The following is a 542-nucleotide window of genomic DNA, read 5'->3' as shown; positions in this document are numbered from 1 at the left end:
TCGTATGAATCAAGTCAGATAGATCATCACTCATTAAAATCCAAGGATTAGATTCATCATCAATGCTAATTCCCTGACTATCTTGATAACGATAGAGTCGTGATAATAGATTAGCTCCTCTTTCTTTCACAATTTCAATTTTTAAAGTCAATTCATAATCTTCAACAGGATTGAGCATTTTATCTTCTCCTACAATATCGACATAAGATACATTAAACTTCTGACAAATGATGTCTATTAGTTCCGTAGAGACTGAACTCGTTCCATTTTCATACCGGCTCAAGCTATTTCGAGAAATTCCTACAATTCGGGCAAAGTCGTCTTGTGTTAAGTCATGTGTTTTACGTAAGGATTTTATGTTCTTTCCAATCATGGCAAACTCCTTTTATTTTTATACCACCATTATAACATTTAGAAAAAGTAAATGCACCATTTTTGGTGCATTATTGGCTATTTTTCCTAAATCTCTCTAAATTCTTCTCCAATTGTTCTTTATGAAGTTGATTTTTAGCTTCCTTTAATGTGTCGTCCAAAGTTTCTTC

At 32.7% G+C, this 542-nt stretch carries 1 protein-coding gene; it reads right to left on the bottom strand.

All coding sequences use genetic code 11. The features are described from left to right. The coding region (locus HMPREF2701_RS00190) for a helix-turn-helix domain-containing protein (protein ID WP_070481745.1) at positions 1–373 on the bottom strand (373 nt) is incomplete at its 3' end. Positions 374–542 lie beyond the last annotated feature (169 nt).

The sequence above is a fragment of the Streptococcus sp. HMSC077D04 genome, from assembly GCF_001808785.1.
In the GTDB taxonomy this organism is placed as follows: Bacteria; Bacillota; Bacilli; order Lactobacillales; family Streptococcaceae; genus Streptococcus; species Streptococcus mitis_BX.
This window is presented reverse-complemented; position numbering and strand designations above follow the sequence as displayed.